The organism is Streptococcus oralis subsp. tigurinus, assembly GCF_002356415.1.
GTDB lineage: Bacteria > Bacillota > Bacilli > Lactobacillales > Streptococcaceae > Streptococcus > Streptococcus oralis_F.
Genome location: NZ_AP018338.1, coordinates 521,108 through 535,787, shown reverse-complemented (window position 1 = coordinate 535,787; position 14,680 = coordinate 521,108). Strand labels below are relative to the sequence as shown.

The window sequence follows — 14,680 nt, the reverse complement described above, 5'->3', positions numbered from 1 at the left end:
GATACCTCATGATAAAAGGGGTAGCAACTATATTTTACAAACCAGGAGCTTGTCCAAGTTCTGCTGCAAGCATCCAAACTGTTTTCTCAAGTTCAGCCTTAGCCCCAACAAAGATATCGTTTGTAACATCATCGCCTTCTTCGTCAGTTACATCCAAAGCTTTTTGGAAAAGAGTGATGAGGTAGCGATAAATAGCTAGAACACGTTCCAAGCTTTCTTCAACGTTACGGAATTCTCCTTCTTCTTCTTCGATTTCACTGTGTTGAAGGAATTCTGTCAAAGTAGAGTATGGTTTGCCACCAAGAGTGATCAAGCGTTCGCTGATTTCATCAAGGTAACCATCAAGGCTATCCATGTATTCATCCATCTTAGGATGCCATACCATAAAACCACGTCCACGCATGTACCAGTGTACTTGATGAAGAGCGATATGCGCTACGTACAAGTCTGCTACTGCTTGGTTCAATACTTCCTTTGTTTTTGCCAATGCTACTGGCGCTGTTTTAGATAATGTTGTAACGTCTTTTACTGCTTCTTTTTTCAATTCAACCATATTTCTTACCTCTTTTCTTTTTTTATAACCACCTTATTAGTGGTTACAGTATAAGTATACTACTACCATAAAACGATAGCAAGAAAAGTGTACTATCTGAGAAAAGTTGTAATAGACTGATAATTTAAGAATAGTCTGGACAGTTTTGATTAGCCGACTTGCTCGGATTTACTTGAAAATTGGCTTTGATACAGGTCATAATAAAAACCTTTTGCTTGGAGCAAGCTTTCATGATTTCCCTGTTCAATAATCTGTCCATCCTTAAGAACGAGAATCTTGTCCGCTTCTTGAATGGTAGAGAGACGGTGGGCGATGACAAAGCTGGTTCTTCCCTTCATCAAGCGTTTCATGGCTTTTTGAATCAAGAGTTCCAAACGGGTGTCAACAGAGGAAGTCGCTTCATCCAAAATGAGAATTTTAGGATTGGCTAGGAGAGCACGCGCGATGGTCAAGAGTTGTTTTTGCCCGAGGGAAATATTACTTGACTCTTGGTTCATCTCCATGTTGTAACCGCCAGGAAGAGTTCGGATAAAGTGGTCTACATTTGCTGCTTTGGCAGCTTCTATTATTTCCTTGTCACTGGCGTCAAGATTTCCAAAACGTAGGTTTTCTTTGATTGTCCCTTCATAAAGCCAAGCATCCTGCAAGACCATCCCAAACTGACGTCGGTAGTCTTGTCGTGAAAACTGGCGAATATCCTGCCCGTCAACTAAGATTGCACCTGCTGTAACATCATAAAAACGCATGAGTAGATTAATCAAAGTTGTCTTACCAGCTCCAGTCGGACCAACAATCGCTACCATCTCTCCCGGTTGAACTTCTAGATTAAAGTCTCGAATCAATGGTTTGTTTTCAACATACTGGAAGTCAACATGTTGGAAGGTCACCTGACCTGTTAAGGGTTCAAGGATTTCGAGTTCTTCTCCCTTGACTTCCTCTGTCTCATCCAAGATGTCGAAGATGCGGTCTAGCGAAGACTTAGCACTTTGCATTTGACCCGCAAGTTGTGTGATGTTTTGAATAGGCTGGCTGACCTGCCAAACGTACTGAACAAAGGCCTGCATATTCCCCACTGTCAAACGGCCCGCGATAACCTGTAAACCACCGAGAACTGCAACGATCAGATAGGTCAAGTCCGATACAGCATGAAGAGCTGGCATCATGAGCCCAGAGATAAAGCTGGCTTTAAAGCCAACACGTTGGAGGTCGTCCGTAATCTCAGAAAATTCTTTATGCGAGGTTTCCTCACGACCATAGAGTTTCAAAACATTAAAACCTGTGAGATTTTCCTGCACATAACCATTCATCCGTCCTAAAATAGCCGCCTGCTCTTTAAAATAAGGCTGAGAACGTTTCAGGATGCTTCTAGCACCAAAATAGGTCACTGGAATGGATAGAATCACCACTATAGCCAGCTGAAAGTTCAAGTATAATACCATTCCCATGACGAGGACAATCGTCAAAAGGGCATTGACAATTTGCAGAAAAGACTGCTGAAGGGTATTGGAAACCGTCTCAACATCACTGGTAAAGCGTCCCAACAAATCACCAAATTGGTGTTTGTCAAAGAAAGATACTGGGATACGATTGATTTTCTCGGTCATTTCATTTCGCAGATCCTGAGTCATAGACTGAACCGCATTGGTCATGAAATAGTTGGAATAATAAGACCCAAGTTCATACAAGAGACCTCTAAAGAGGTAAATGATTAAAACAGTTCCGATGTAGCCAGTATTGATACGAGCGCCTGCAAGACCATTAGCCATATCTAAGAGATTCTTTGTCAACTCCGTAATGGCTAGCCCCAATACAAAAGGCTCCAAGACACTCATGACTACGCTTAAAACTTTTAGAAAGACTGCAAAAAAGACAGAAAAACGGTAGGCTTTCAAATAGCTCCACAAACGAGCCAAACTAGATTGTGTTTTCATATTTCCTCCTATTCTTCTGTTAGAGATGCATTTTTCAACTGCGACTCAGCAATCTCACGATAGATATCATTGGTTTCCATTAATTCCTCATGGCGACCGCGACCCACGATCTCTCCCTTATCAAGAACGATGATCTGATCCGCATCCATGATGGTTCCGACACGTTGAGCAACAATTAAAACTGTAGCATTCTGTGTTACTTCCTTGAGACGACGGCGCAAAATGGCATCTGTACGATAGTCCAAGGCTGAGAAAGAATCGTCAAAAATATAGATATCAGGATTTTTTATAACCGCTCTGGCAATTGAGAGACGTTGTTTCTGTCCTCCAGAAAGGTTGCTTCCACCTTCGGCTAGATGGGTCGCAAAACCTTCTTCTCGGCTTTCGATAAAATCTTTGGCTTGCGCCACATCCGCTGCCTGATGTAGGTCTTTGTGACTAGCATCTTCCTTCCCATAGCGGATATTTTCAGCGATAGTTCCTGTAAACAGCAAGGCCTTCTGCGGGATAAAACCAATCTTTTGACGAAGAGACTTGAGGCGGTAATCCCTCACATCGACACCATCAACCTTGATTTTCCCAAGCGTGACATCGTAAAAACGAGGAATCAATTGCACAAGAGAGGACTTGCCCGATCCGGTCGATCCGATAAAGGCAATGGTTTCACCCGGTTTAGCGCTGAAAGAAATGTTGTGCAAAACAGGATTTTCCGTCTCACCAGGATAGGCAAAGGTGACATTTTCAAATTCCAAATATCCGTGGGTTGCTGTCTCTCTGACACCTCCTTCATTGGGATCAATAGAAATCGGCATCTCCATGACTTCTTTCAAACGTTCACTCGAAACGGATGTACGAGGATACATGGTGAAGAGATTGGATAGGAAAAGGAAGGACAAGAGGGCGTGAAAACTATATTCGATAAAGGCTACCAGGTCCCCAATTTGCAAGCTTCCTTGTTTGATAGGGTCCAGAGCAAACCAGACAATAGCTACAATCATGGCAATGATAATCTGAACAAACAAGGGTTCTGTCAAGCCAGTTAGTTTAAACAGACGATTGGAATTAGCTGCATAGACTGCATTTTGCCCTGCAAAGCGTTCCTCTTGAAACTCCTCACGGGCAAAGGCACGAATGACACGAAGTCCCATCAGATTTTCCCTGGCATATTGGTTTATCTTATCTAAGGTAGCCTGCTGTTTTTCGGATAAAGGGCGAGTCTTGACAGCCACATAAATAACCACCACAGCCAAGAAAGGTACTGCAAAAGCTACTATCCAAGCTAATGACGGACTGGTCAGGAAGATCATTAAGATACTAGACAGCATCATCATAGGAGTGATGACACCCAGTTTTAAGGTCTGTTCTGCAAATTGCATGAGAACAAAGGCATCACTGGTAATACGAGTAACCAGTGAAGACACTCCAATCTTTTCATATTCATGATGAGAATACTCTTGTAATTTGGCATAGAGATCATCTCTCATATCCTTGACCATATTGGTCGTCAGCTTACTAGCAGCATAAGCCAAGACTATACGCCCCAAGGTTCCACATAGGATAATCACCAGCATAATTGCAGCCCAAACATACAATTGCTGTTCATTCCCTTTATTCACACCTTCATCAATCATCCGAGCTAGAACAGTTGGCAGTCCAAGATTGACGACAACAAAGAAAACCGCTCCAAAGAAATCCAAGAATAACCACTTGGGGTATTTTTTCAAATAAGACCAAATATAGAGCATAACTCCCCCTTTCATAACTTTTTGATATAGAAAAGAGCGCGCATCTGCACGCCTTTCTTTCCCTAAGGAACTTTCCTAGTCTAGCAAAATCCCTCTTTCACAAGAATGCTCCAAGTAAAAATAAGACAGGCAGTCAAAGTCACTTAGTACTTTTACTGTCTGTCTGGAATAAGCTAGATTATTTTACAAAGTCAAGTAATGCCAAGAAGCTTTCAGCTTCAAGTGACGCACCACCAACAAGGGCACCGTCAACGTCTGGGCAAGCCATGTATGAAGCAACGTTTTCAGGTTTAACAGAACCACCGTATTGAACACGAACTTTGTCCGCAACTTCTTGACCAAAGTCAGCTGCTACGACGTCACGAACAACTTTACACATTTTTTGTGCATCGTCTTGTGAAGCTGATTTACCAGTACCGATAGCCCAGATTGGCTCGTAAGCGATAACTGTTGAAGCAACTTGTTCAGCTGTCAAGCCAGCCAATGCAGCAGATACTTGAGCACCTACGAATTCAGCCGCTTTACCAGCTTCGTAAGTTTCAAGTGACTCACCACAACAGATGATTGGAAGCATACCGTTTGCAAAGATTGCTTTTGCTTTTTTGTTGATATCTTCGTCAGTTTCATGGAAGTAGTCACGACGTTCTGAGTGACCGATCACAACGTAGTCTGTACCGATTTCTTTCAAAACTTGTGGGCTAGTTTCACCAGTGAACGCACCTGCATTTTCAAAGTAGCAGTTTTGAGCAGCAACTTTAAGGTTTGAACCTTTAGCAGCAGCAAGAACAGCTGTCAAATCAACTGCAGGAGCTGCGATACCTGCTTCAACAAGGTCTGATGAAGGAAGTTTTGATGCAACGGCTTCAACAAATGCTTTTGCTTCTTCTGGATTTTTGTTCATTTTCCAGTTACCAGCGATAAATGGTTTACGTGACATTTCACATACCTCTTTTTTCATTTTATTCACTATTATTCTATCATATTTATAACGAGCTTGCAAACCTTACTCTAATTTTCAAGATTTTTCAAGCGACTAATCTTGCCACAAATTCATGGCATCGAGGAAATCAGCCGAAGCCTGAACTTGTTTGGGATTGTTCGCTTCTCGCTCTGCTCGTTTGGCCTCCACCTGAGCCACAGACTGGATACCTTCATGGCGCCAGTTACGAAGGATTGCCTGAATGTACTTCCAGTTTGGTTTGCCATTAAAAACCGCCTCTCGGAGAGCTTCCTTGATCAAATCCGCCTTGATTCCATCTTCTTTGACAGTCTTGGAAAGATCTTCGATTTCAAATGGTGTTAACAAGCGCCCCAATTCCTGCTGAAAAGTTTCAACCAGATCCTTCAATTGATTTTTGGAGTTTGGGGCAGTTGTAGCTGGAGTTTGGCTATCTAACAAGCTATCCAAGCGTTCAAAAGCCAGACTAGCATCAAAAATCAGCTCAATTTCCCCATTTAGTTCAATGGTCCGATATTGTATCAAACCATTTTCAGTCAAATTCGAAATGGATTGGTTGACATCTGCCACCTCTTTCCCAATGATTTCAGCTATTTGGCTAGGCGAAACATCTCCTAAGGCTGTGGTATTTTGTAAATAGAAAAATTGCCAGACGAGAAAATCTTCGCTGGAAGGAAAGAGTTCCTTAAAATGCAAGAGCAGGGCACTTGGTAAAACCAAGTTCCCTGATTTAAAAGCGTCAAAATATGTCATAATTCCTCTTATAAATATCCAAATGCAGCCGCATCATCCTCTACCTTTCTCCAGTCAAAAGGGGTTTCTTGATAAACTGCATAGTTTACCCAATTGCTGAAAAAGAGGGCAGCTGATGAAGACCAACAGAGACAGGGCGTCTCATTTACATCATCATTTTTAAAGTAGTTCTCTGGGATATGAGGGTCGAGCCCCGCCTCATAATCACGAAAATACTCTCTTGCCAAAGTGTCACGATCATACTCCAAATGGCCAAAACTATAAATCTCACGCAAATCTCGACTAGCTAAGATAGAAACCCCAACCTCAGGACCTTCTGACAGAATCTCAAGATTGGTCTTGTTTAAGATTTCTTCTTTTAAAATCTCAGTATGACGAGAATGAGGAGCTACATAGCGATCATCAAAACCTCTAAAAAGAAGGTGCCCCTCTTTTAAGGTATCCTGTGGGTAAATACCTGATAGTTTCCGATCCATCTGGTGCTTTTCAACGCCATAGCGAACATAAAGACCTGCTTGTGCACCCCAACAGATATGCAGGGTTGAAAAAACATGCGTCTTGGACCATTCGATGACCTGCTTGAATTCCTCCCAATAATCCACCTCCTCAAAAGGCAAATGCTCCACTGGTGCTCCCGTGATAATCATTCCATCAAAGAAGTCATTCTTGACCTCTGGAAAGGTCTTATAGAAGGTTTCCATATGTTCGGCACGGGTTGTCTTGGAATGATGCGTTTCCATATATAAGAAATCAATATCTAATTGCAACGGTGTATTAGCCAAATGCCGCAAGAGTTGCGTTTCTGTCACCATCTTTTGGGGCATGAGATTTAAAATCAAAATCTTCAAGGGGCGAATATCCTGATGAGCGGCCCGTTGGTCGTCCATCACAAAGATATTTTCTGTCCTTAAAATCTCCACAGCTGGTAATTTTTTATCAAGTCGAATCGGCATAATACCCTCCTAACAGTTCTCTATTTTGGGAATGATCTTGTCTGTTTGAAAGCAAAAACCTCCAAATACTTCTTCCCTATATTATACTGTATGAAGATATAGTTTTCAATTATAGTTTTTCTCTAACTAGCTATAGTTAATTTATATAGCGGATGAAGAGAAAACAGCCCCAAGGACTGTTTTTTATTAATAATGCATAAGTACCTTGTAATCGTAATCTCCGATTTTTTCACGGCCTTTAAGCTCATCCAACTCAATCAAGAAAGCACAACCGGCTACAATTCCACCAAGTCTTTCAATCATCTCAATTGTTGCCTTGACAGTCCCGCCTGTTGCTAAGAGATCATCTACGATGAGAACGCGTTGACCTGGTTTGATGGCATCAGCGTGCATGGTCAAGGTATCAATACCGTACTCTTTTTCATAGTCAGCAGAAATGACTTCGCGTGGCAATTTACCTGGCTTACGAACAGGCGCAAAGCCAATCCCCAACTCAAAGGCAACGGGGCAACCAACAATAAATCCACGAGCCTCTGGACCCACAATCATGTCGATCTTCTTGTCTGTTGCATACTGAACAATTTCACGAACAGCATAGCTATAAGCATTTCCATCTGCCATCAAAGGGCTGATATCACGGAAGGTAATGCCTTCCTTAGGATAATTTTCAATCGTTGCGATATAATCTTTTAAATTCATCTTTTTCTTTCTTTCAAAGTTTTTTACTCTCTATTATACCATATTTTCTGTGAAAGAAGAAGAGGAAACGCACTATTGCTACAAAGCTGATCAATGAACTGATTTTTCTAAAAGGTCATACTCATCAAAAAAACGAGCACTTTCGTACTCGTCTTCTCTTTTATAAACTACTGATTAAAGTGAGTTTACGTCAACTTTGATACCAACACCTTGAGTAGTTGTGATTGTCAAGTTTGTTACGTAAGTTCCTTTAGCTGTAGCTGGTTTTGATTTTTGGATTGTTTCGTTGAAAGCTTTGAAGTTTTCAACCAATTTTTCAGCTTCAAATGATACTTTACCGATGATTGCTTGAACGTTACCTGCACGGTCAGCACGGTAAGTAATTTTACCACCTTTAGACTCTTCAACTGCTTTAGCAACATCCATTGTTACAGTACCAGTTTTAGGGTTTGGCATCAAGTTACGTGGTCCAAGGACACGTCCAAGACGTCCAACAAGAGCCATCATATCAGGTGTAGCGATAACTACGTCGAAGTCCAACCAACCGTCGTTGATTTTCGCAACAAGGTCATCTTCACCAACAAAGTCTGCACCAGCAGCTTTTGCTTCTTCAGCTTTTGCACCACGTGCGAAAACAAGAACGCGTGAAGTTTTACCAGTTCCGTTTGGCAATACCATTGCTCCACGGATTTGTTGGTCAGCTTTTTTAACGTCGATGTTCAAGTTGTAAGCAACTTCTACAGTTGCGTCAAATTTTGCAAAGTTAGTTTCTTTTGCAAGTGCTACAGCTTCTTCTACACTGTATGCTTTTGTGCTGTCAATTTTCTCAAGAGCAGCACGAAGTTGTTTGCTTTTTTTAGCCATTTTCTATTCTCCTTGTAAGTGGTTCAATCGATTTTCATCTCCCACGTCACTTCTCGAAATGATGAAGTCTTGCGGGTTTTCAGCCTATTATTTTCCTTTTCCTACTTCGTTCAGTTCCTTTACTGTACCTAAGTACAAGCCTCAGTCACTTGCCTAGTATGAAAAGCAACTAATAGACTGCTGTGAGATTTTCTACTGTGTTATTGATTAGTCAACAACAGTGAATCCCATAGAACGAGCAGTACCTTCGATCATACGCATTGCAGACTCAATGTTTGCTGCGTTCAAATCTGGCATCTTAGTTTCTGCAATTTCTTGTACTTGTGCACGAGTAACTGTAGCAACTTTAGTTTTGTTAGGTGTACCTGATCCTTTTTCAACACCTGCAGCCTTTTTCAAAAGAACAGCAGCTGGTGGTGTTTTTGTAACGAAAGTAAATGATTTGTCTTCGTATACTGAGATAACAACTGGAATGATCATACCAGCTTGATCAGCTGTACGAGCGTTGAACTCTTTTGTGAATCCCATGATGTTGATACCAGCTTGACCAAGAGCAGGTCCAACTGGTGGAGCTGGTGTAGCTTTACCAGCAGGGATTTGCAATTTTACAAGTTTTTCGACTTTTTTAGCCATTTTTAAATCCTCCTTTGTGGTTTTGGCGGTAATGTAAGATTTTTACCTCCCACAAGTATGCTTTACACATACTCATCTATTATACACTATTTATCTAAAAATGCAAGAGAAAAATTTCTTTTTTAATCGACGTAATCTCCGCCTTCAAAGCCATAGTATTCTTCCAAACTAAGGCCACTTGCAGCAATTTCTTTGGCTTCTTTTCCGACGTAGCGAAGATGCCATTCTTCCGCCATGTAGCCAGTCTCTTTTTCCTTTCCTTTGAGATAGCGAACAACAAAGCCATAGTCAGCCGCATGATCCAAGAGCCACTGAGCTGCCTTCTCCTCTGTCACTAATTCTCCATTAGTCCCAATCAAATCAAAAGCAAGACCTGTTTGGTGTTCACTATAACCTGGGCGAGCTGAATAGCGATCTGCTGCTTCCTTACCGTCTTGATTCACATAGTCTTGATAAAGTTTGGTTTGAGTTTCATAACTTCTAAAACCACTGTAGTGATCGCTGATTGGGTAGCCAGCTGCTTGCATTGCTGCAATGAGTTTGACCAACTCTGCCTTAGCTGTTGGATTTTCTCCTGGATTGTAGTCTTTTGACAAAGGATAGTGCTTATTAGCTACGACGATTTCATCGTATTTTCCTTGTATACTATAGTGGTCTCCCTTATTGACAACTTCTGCCTTTTTCTGACTAGAAGCTTGAGATTTGCTTCCTACAGTCCCTTCAGATTGGCTAGTCTGTTCCGTTTTTTGAGTATTTTCTTCATTTTTAGGTGTTTCTTGAGAACATGCTGCTAGGGTTACTGCTAGCAAACCGGATAAAACGATGTATCTTTTTTTCATTTTTTTCTTCCTCTCTTAAATCACATGCTTCTCTAATTCATCGGATAAGGTTTTAATCATTTGTTCCAACTCATGGAATTGCACTTGGCAATCTTCTGCCGCCATTTCTTCCCAGGGCACCCACCAGACTGGACCACGGCCATTCAATCCACGACCCCTCATATCACCTGATCGTCTTGGAAAGAGGTGCCAGTGAACATGGGCATCTCCATTTCCTAGAAGTTCGATGTTCATCTTTTCAGCTTTAAACGCTTTGGCGACTGCTTCTTGGACCAGACTCATTTCCTCTAGAAAACGAAGTTTTACAGAGGTTTCCATCTGATGAAGTTCTGTGACATGCTCTTTTGCCAGAAATAAGGTATAGCCCTTAAAGTATTGGTGGTCTCCAATGACAACATAGCCTGTTTCTAGTTCTTTTACAAAGTAGGGATTTTGTCCAGCTTTGATGAGTTCAATTCTCTGACAGATTAAGCACATTCTATGATACCCCCTCGCTCTTGAGATAGGCATCAACCATACGCTCAGTCGCTACTACTGAATCAATGTGGGTGCGCTCATAAGAGTGACTGGACTCGATTCCCGCACCAAGGAGGGCATGCTTGACCTCTGCACCTGCTGACATAGCTGCTGAAGCATCCGAACCATAAAATGGATAGATATCCAGCTTAAATGGAATATCCTGCTCTTTCGCCAAAGCTACTAAGTGTTGACGGAAGTCATAGTGATAAGGTCCTGAAGCATCCTTGACACAGATAGATACTGTGTACTCATCTGTCTGTTGGTCATCGCCCATAGCTCCCATATCTACAGCTAGATATTCGACAACTTGACTTGGGATACTTGAGTTAGCACCATGACCCACTTCTTCAAATACTGAAAAGGCAAAATGTGTCGTCATCGGCAAGTCAATTCGCTCTTCTTTATAAACTCGAAGGAGATTGAGCAAAATTGCTGCGCTGACCTTGTCATCCAAGTGACGGGACTTGATAAAACCAGCCTCTGTCACGATAGTTCGTGGGTCAAAGCTGATAAAATCACCGACCTCGATGCCCAAGGCGCGAGTTTCTTTTTCATTGGTCACTTTTGCGTCCAAACGCACTTCCATATTGTCCTGTGTGCGTTCTGCAGTTCCTGCATCCTTGTAGACATGGCATGAAGTTTGGTGGATGAGGATGGTTCCAGATACCTTTTGACCAGTGCTAGCCACATGCACCGTACAGTTTTCCCCTTCAATCATGTTCCAAGGAAAACCACCGATACGATCTAATTTGAGACGACCATCCGGTTTGACTGCACGAACAATAGCACCCAGCGTATCCACGTGGGCAGTCACATAGCGTTGTTGCTCATCGTTTTGACCTTTAATGGTCACATTGACACCCCCCTTAGCTGTTCGAATAGGCTGGTAACCAAGCTCTTCTAAAGTATGGACTAGGTAGTCTGAAATCTCACGCGTAAAGCCCGTCGGAGATGCAATTGCGGTTAGTTCTTTGATATAGTTTACAGTCTGATTCATTTCTTCACCTCTTTCCTACCATTATAACATTTTTCTAGTCAGACTCCTTCTCAAAAAGGAGAAAAACTGTGTTTAGTTGCTTTCACTATCGATCCATGTTATAATACAAATACTTTGATTATAAAAGGAAAGTAAAAAATATGAAATCATACTTTAAAGTATCACTAGCCCTAGTGGCTTCACTTGTCCTCCTACTCGGATGTTCCAAACAAGCATCAACACCTACTAACAGCAGTAGCAAAGAAGACACAACAACTCAGTCAAGCGAGACCAAACAAAGCAGTCAGCAATCATCTGAAAAGAAAGATGAGACAGAAACCCACACATTTGTCCACAATAGCAAACCTGGAATTCATTCTACCTTGACTTATACTGTGAAGGGAGATGACGTTGTAAAACAAACTGTTCATAATGTACTTGACCCTGAAAAACTTAATAATACCGCGGAAGGTGTTAAGGAAATTGTTGATGATACTTATAAAGGTTATGAAGGGGTCAAAGGGGTTACACAAAAAGTTGAAATTCAAGACGAAAAAGTTATCCAAAACATCGAGGTTGACATGACTGTCGCGAGTCTTGACGAATTGAAAAAAGCAATGCCGAACGAATATTCTGGTATTGGAAACCGTGTAAGCTTTGCTGCCTCGAAAAAAATGCTTAAAGAAGCTGGTTATACTGAACAAACCAACTAATGAGTCGTGCTCATACAAAAAATTCTTGGTCGATGACCAAGAATTTTTTTATTCCATCTCAAAAACGTCACTCTCTTGTTTGTTTGGTAGAACCAGTGAAAGCAAGATTCCAATAATTGCTGGCACCAACCATGGTAGAGAGGCAGCTGCAAACGGAAGAGCATTAACGAGATTTGCTAGAAACTCAATCTTAAAAGAACTTCCAAGGACGCTTGCAAGAGCAATCGCTGTAACAAGCCCAATAGTTAACTGCATACCTGGTTTTGATAGAGCGACAAACTTATTAACAATCACAATCATCACAATGGCGATGGTGATTGGGTACAAGATTACCAGTACTGGAACTGAATACTTAATGATTGCATCAAGACCAAGGTTTGCAATAGCAAATCCAATCAAGGTAAAGGCAGTTGCATAGACCTTGTAGCTGATTTGTGGGAAACGTCCATTAAAGAATTCAGCTGTAGACACAATCAAGCCAACTGTCGTTGTGAAGCAGGTTACAGTTACCATAACAGCAAGGAAGAGTTGAGCTGTTGAACCAAAGATTTCCTGAGTAGCTTGCGACAAGATATAAACACCTGGTGTTCCACCCTTCATTGCTTCTGCTGGTACCGGGAAGTGATTTCCAAGGAATCCTAAACCGATGTAAAGAGCGCTAAAGGCAAGAGCTACAACGATACCAACCACCCAAATAGTTGAAATGTACTCTTTCTTACTTGAGAATCCAAGTTGTTTCAAGGTTTGAACAGCAATCACACTAAAGGCGACTGAAGCAAGAGCATCCAAGGTATTATACCCTTCTAGGAAACCTGTTCCAAAAGCAGAGGATTGATAGGCTTCTGAGGCCGCTTGAGGACTTGTTCCACCATACTTGAAGGCACCTAGTACAACCAAGATAACGATCAACAAAGCAAAGACTGGTGTCAAGATACGTCCGATCCGATCCAAAATCTTTGATGGATTGAGTGAAATCAAATAAGCCGCTACAAAATATAGTACGGTAAAGACAATCAATCCAAGTCCTTTATTCGCATCTGATAAAAGGGGGCTAATCCCGACTTCGTAAGCTGTTGTGGCTGTACGTGGAATGGCAAAGAAGGGACCAATTGATAAATAGAGGACTGCGAGATAAAGCGTCGCAAACCAAGGTGAGATTTTCTTAGAAATCTCATAAATGTATCCCTTAGGATTGAGAGTTCCAATAATGAGAGTCAAAACGGCGATACCGACGCCTGAAAAGACAAAACCTGCAATGGCAGGAAGAAAATGTTCTCCAGATAGGGCACCTAGAGAAGGCGGAAAAATCAAGTTCCCCGCACCAAAAAATATTCCAAACAGGAGCAAACCTGTTAGGGCACCTTTTTTAGCCATAAAGAATCTCCTTCATATTTCTAAAATACTGACCTAGTATATCACGAATAAGAGTATGAAAAAAGCATCACGAAGTAAATATTGAATGTTTTCAATATTTTTAAAAATAAGAATTATCTAAAAACAAAATTCTCCTACCTAGTACACACCAAGTAGGAGAAATGCAAAATTTTAAAGATTTTCAAAGGCCGTCATGCCACCTTGAACATTGATGACCTTATATCCATGCTCCTCTAAAAACTGGCAAGCACGAGCTGATCTCATCCCAGATTTACAAATAACATAATGTAACTGCTCCTTTTCCAACTGCTCATAAGTATCAGCCAGTTGACTAAGCGGTAAGTTGTGTGCACCTTCTAAATGAAGCATCTTGAACTCTTCTATTTCTCTCACGTCCACTAGAGAAAGCTGACCATTTTAGTAAAACTGATAAAATTCATCGAAGGCTATTTCTTTCATTCTTTTTCTCCTAATACTCTTCGAAAATCTCTTCAAACCACGTCAGAGTCGCCTTACCGTACTCAAGTACAGCCTGCGGCTAGCTTCCTAGTTTGCTCTTTGATTTTCATTGACTATAAAATCGTTTTAATTCTTCTTTGCAACTCTGGAACCACTTCAGACTCAAACCAAGGATTCTTAGCCATCCAGATTTGATTACGAGGAGAAGGGTGAACTAGGGGGAAATACTCAGGCAAGTAGTTCTGGTAATGTTTTACCCTTTCTGTCACCTTGCCACTGATTTTCTCCTGTAAATAATAGGCTTGGGCATATTGTCCAATCAAAAGGGTCAATTCAATATTTGGACATTCCTTTAGGAGTTGTGGGTGCCATTTTTCGGCAAAGCCTTTACGGGGTGGAAGGTCGCCTGATTTTCCATGTCCTGGGAAATAAAAGTCCATGGGAATAACTGCAAACAACCCTGAATTGTAAAAGGTGTCTTCATCAACACCTAGCCACTCACGCAGACGATCACCACTCTTATCCTTCCAATAAATTCCAGCTTCTTGCGTTTTAAAGCCCGGAGCTTGACCGACAATATTGATACGAGCAGTTGTTGGCGCTGCAAAGAGAGGTTCGATTCCGCGTTCCGTATAGCTGGTATTCTGTGGATCCGCCATAATGGCTTGCTTGATTCTTTCGATTTGAGACATCTGTTTTCCCTCCAAAAAG

General features: G+C 41.5%; 16 protein-coding genes. 1 reads left to right on the top strand and 15 read right to left on the bottom strand.

Translation table 11 applies throughout. The features are described 5' to 3' along the window. Window positions 1–34: 34 nt before the first annotated feature. From STO1_RS02665 to STO1_RS02610, 12 genes are all read right to left on the bottom strand, one after another. Entirely contained in the window at window positions 35–553 is a 519-nt protein-coding gene (locus STO1_RS02665) for a Dps family protein (protein WP_096421854.1), read from the bottom strand. A 149-nt stretch (window positions 554–702) separates the two neighbouring features. Then, a complete protein-coding gene (locus tag STO1_RS02660) occupies window positions 703–2,484 on the bottom strand; it encodes an ABC transporter ATP-binding protein (RefSeq protein WP_000857081.1) in 1,782 nt (593 codons plus the stop codon). Window positions 2,485–2,492: 8 nt separating this feature from the next. Continuing rightward, window positions 2,493–4,229 carry an ABC transporter ATP-binding protein gene (locus STO1_RS02655; protein WP_000965830.1) on the bottom strand — a complete coding sequence of 579 codons (1,737 nt, stop codon included), beginning with the start codon at window positions 4,227–4,229 and terminating at the stop codon, window positions 2,493–2,495. Between the two features lie 178 nt (window positions 4,230–4,407). Then, window positions 4,408–5,166 (bottom strand): triose-phosphate isomerase, encoded by a 759-nt coding sequence (gene tpiA / locus STO1_RS02650; RefSeq protein WP_000087900.1) that lies wholly within the window; start codon window positions 5,164–5,166, stop codon window positions 4,408–4,410. Window positions 5,167–5,262: 96 nt separating this feature from the next. Further along, a complete protein-coding gene (locus tag STO1_RS02645; RefSeq protein ID WP_061588350.1) occupies window positions 5,263–5,940 on the bottom strand; it encodes a DnaD domain-containing protein in 678 nt (225 codons plus the stop codon). An 8-nt stretch (window positions 5,941–5,948) separates the two neighbouring features. Continuing rightward, window positions 5,949–6,893, bottom strand: a complete 945-nt coding sequence (gene metA, locus STO1_RS02640) for a homoserine O-acetyltransferase MetA (protein ID WP_084853721.1) — start codon at window positions 6,891–6,893, stop codon at window positions 5,949–5,951. A gap of 186 nt (window positions 6,894–7,079) precedes the next feature. Next, a complete protein-coding gene (locus tag STO1_RS02635) occupies window positions 7,080–7,592 on the bottom strand; it encodes an adenine phosphoribosyltransferase (protein ID WP_001049315.1) in 513 nt (170 codons plus the stop codon). 174 nt (window positions 7,593–7,766) lie between these two features. Next, the gene (gene rplA, locus STO1_RS02630) at window positions 7,767–8,456 is read right to left on the bottom strand and encodes a 50S ribosomal protein L1 (RefSeq protein ID WP_001085676.1); all 690 of its coding nucleotides are present in this window, start codon (window positions 8,454–8,456) and stop codon (window positions 7,767–7,769) included. 207 nt (window positions 8,457–8,663) lie between these two features. Continuing rightward, complete coding sequence (gene rplK / locus STO1_RS02625; RefSeq protein WP_001085808.1) at window positions 8,664–9,089, bottom strand: 50S ribosomal protein L11; 426 nt, start codon at window positions 9,087–9,089, stop codon at window positions 8,664–8,666. A gap of 122 nt (window positions 9,090–9,211) precedes the next feature. Beyond that, window positions 9,212–9,928 (bottom strand): LD-carboxypeptidase LdcB/DacB, encoded by a 717-nt coding sequence (ldcB, locus tag STO1_RS02620; protein ID WP_096421852.1) that lies wholly within the window; start codon window positions 9,926–9,928, stop codon window positions 9,212–9,214. A gap of 15 nt (window positions 9,929–9,943) precedes the next feature. Then, on the bottom strand, window positions 9,944–10,405 hold the full coding sequence (locus STO1_RS02615) for an HIT family protein (protein WP_096421850.1): 462 nt from the start codon (window positions 10,403–10,405) through the stop codon (window positions 9,944–9,946). A gap of 1 nt (window position 10,406) precedes the next feature. Further along, window positions 10,407–11,444: a M42 family metallopeptidase gene (locus STO1_RS02610; RefSeq protein WP_096421848.1), complete on the bottom strand. Its 1,038-nt coding sequence runs from the start codon at window positions 11,442–11,444 to the stop codon at window positions 10,407–10,409. 140 nt (window positions 11,445–11,584) lie between these two features. Here STO1_RS02610 and STO1_RS02605 point away from each other — a divergent pair, with 140 nt between their 5' ends. Continuing rightward, window positions 11,585–12,136 (top strand): DUF1307 domain-containing protein, encoded by a 552-nt coding sequence (locus STO1_RS02605; RefSeq protein WP_033605963.1) that lies wholly within the window; start codon window positions 11,585–11,587, stop codon window positions 12,134–12,136. 48 nt (window positions 12,137–12,184) lie between these two features. Here STO1_RS02605 and brnQ read toward each other — a convergent pair whose 3' ends face one another. The 3 genes from brnQ to STO1_RS02590 all read right to left on the bottom strand — a co-directional run bounded on the left by brnQ (window position 12,185) and on the right by STO1_RS02590 (window position 14,661). Further along, window positions 12,185–13,510: a branched-chain amino acid transport system II carrier protein gene (gene brnQ, locus STO1_RS02600; RefSeq protein ID WP_001074573.1), complete on the bottom strand. Its 1,326-nt coding sequence runs from the start codon at window positions 13,508–13,510 to the stop codon at window positions 12,185–12,187. Window positions 13,511–13,681: 171 nt separating this feature from the next. Continuing rightward, a complete protein-coding gene (locus STO1_RS02595) occupies window positions 13,682–13,909 on the bottom strand; it encodes a rhodanese-like domain-containing protein (protein ID WP_231870005.1) in 228 nt (75 codons plus the stop codon). 173 nt (window positions 13,910–14,082) lie between these two features. Then, complete coding sequence (locus STO1_RS02590) at window positions 14,083–14,661, bottom strand: uracil-DNA glycosylase family protein (protein WP_007520460.1); 579 nt, start codon at window positions 14,659–14,661, stop codon at window positions 14,083–14,085. Window positions 14,662–14,680: the final 19 nt, after the last annotated feature.